The sequence below is a fragment of the Citrobacter sp. Cf072 genome, from assembly GCF_030334485.1.
Classification (GTDB): Bacteria; Pseudomonadota; Gammaproteobacteria; order Enterobacterales; family Enterobacteriaceae; genus Citrobacter; species Citrobacter freundii.
The window spans coordinates 1-2,197 of the sequence record NZ_JAOWDX010000045.1 but is presented as its reverse complement, the minus strand read 5'-3'; the positions used below and the strand labels follow the sequence as shown (position 1 = coordinate 2,197).

At 53.0% G+C, this 2,197-nt stretch carries 1 rRNA gene (cut by a window edge); it reads right to left on the bottom strand.

Annotated elements, in window-relative coordinates:
• Positions 1-2,197: ribosomal RNA gene (locus tag OGX66_RS12420) — 23S ribosomal RNA — on the bottom strand; its annotated part reaches 77 nt to the left of the window's first position; the annotation flags it as partial.

Sequence of the window (2,197 nt, the reverse complement as noted above, 5' to 3'; positions counted from 1 at the left end):
AGTCTCAGGGAGAACTCATCTCGGGGCAAGTTTCGTGCTTAGATGCTTTCAGCACTTATCTCTTCCGCATTTAGCTACCGGGCAATGCCATTGGCATGACAACCCGAACACCAGTGATGCGTCCACTCCGGTCCTCTCGTACTAGGAGCAGCCCCCCTCAATTCTCCAGCGCCCACGGCAGATAGGGACCGAACTGTCTCACGACGTTCTAAACCCAGCTCGCGTACCACTTTAAATGGCGAACAGCCATACCCTTGGGACCTACTTCAGCCCCAGGATGTGATGAGCCGACATCGAGGTGCCAAACACCGCCGTCGATATGAACTCTTGGGCGGTATCAGCCTGTTATCCCCGGAGTACCTTTTATCCGTTGAGCGATGGCCCTTCCATTCAGAACCACCGGATCACTAAGACCTGCTTTCGCACCTGCTCGAGCCGTCACTCTCGCAGTCAAGCTAGCTTATGCCTTTGCACTAACCTCCTGATGTCCGACCAGGATTAGCTAACCTTCGTGCTCCTCCGTTACTCTTTAGGAGGAGACCGCCCCAGTCAAACTACCCACCAGACACTGTCCGCAACCCGGATTACGGGTCCACGTTAGAACACCAGCCATTAAAGGGTGGTATTTCAAGGATGGCTCCATGCAGACTGGCGTCCACACTTCAAAGCCTCCCACCTATCCTACACATCAAGGACCAGTGTTCAGTGTCAAGCTATAGTAAAGGTTCACGGGGTCTTTCCGTCTTGCCGCGGGTACACTGCATCTTCACAGCGAGTTCAATTTCACTGAGTCTCGGGTGGAGACAGCCTGGCCATCATTACGCCATTCGTGCAGGTCGGAACTTACCCGACAAGGAATTTCGCTACCTTAGGACCGTTATAGTTACGGCCGCCGTTTACCGGGGCTTCGATCAAGAGCTTCTCCTTACGGATAACCCCATCAATTAACCTTCCGGCACCGGGCAGGCGTCACACCGTATACGTCCACTTTCGTGTTTGCACAGTGCTGTGTTTTTAATAAACAGTTGCAGCCAGCTGGTATCTTCGACTGATTTCAGCTCCATGAGTAAATCACTTCACCTACATATCAGCGTGCCTTCTCCCGAAGTTACGGCACCATTTTGCCTAGTTCCTTCACCCGAGTTCTCTCAAGCGCCTTGGTATTCTCTACCTGACCACCTGTGTCGGTTTGGGGTACGATTTCGTGTTACCTGATGCTTAGAGGCTTTTCCTGGAAGCAGGGCATTTGTTACTTCAGCACCGTAGTGCCTCGTCATCACACCTCAGCGTTAAAAAGGTACCGGATTTACCTGGAACCTCCGCCTACATGCTTAAACCGGGACAACCGTCGCCCGGCTAACATAGCCTTCTCCGTCCCCCCTTCGCAGTAACACCAAGTACAGGAATATTAACCTGTTTCCCATCGACTACGCCTTTCGGCCTCGCCTTAGGGGTCGACTCACCCTGCCCCGATTAACGTTGGACAGGAACCCTTGGTCTTCCGGCGTGCGGGTTTTTCACCCGCATTATCGTTACTTATGTCAGCATTCGCACTTCTGATACCTCCAGCAACCCTCACAGGCCACCTTCAACGGCTTACAGAACGCTCCCCTACCCAACAACACATAGTGTCGCTGCCGCAGCTTCGGTGCATGGTTTAGCCCCGTTACATCTTCCGCGCAGGCCGACTCGACCAGTGAGCTATTACGCTTTCTTTAAATGATGGCTGCTTCTAAGCCAACATCCTGGCTGTCTGTGCCTTCCCACATCGTTTCCCACTTAACCATGACTTTGGGACCTTAGCTGGCGGTCTGGGTTGTTTCCCTCTTCACGACGGACGTTAGCACCCGCCGTGTGTCTCCCGTGATAACATTCTTCGGTATTCGCAGTTTGCATCGGGTTGGTAAGTCGGGATGACCCCCTAGCCGAAACAGTGCTCTACCCCCGAAGATGAATTCACGAGGCGCTACCTAAATAGCTTTCGGGGAGAACCAGCTATCTCCCGGTTTGATTGGCCTTTCACCCCCAGCCACAAGTCATCCGCTAATTTTTCAACATTAGTCGGTTCGGTCCTCCAGTTAGTGTTACCCAACCTTCAACCTGCCCATGGCTAGATCACCGGGTTTCGGGTCTATACCCTGCAACTTAACGCCCAGTTAAGACTCGGTTTCCCTTCGGCTCCCCTATACGGTTAACC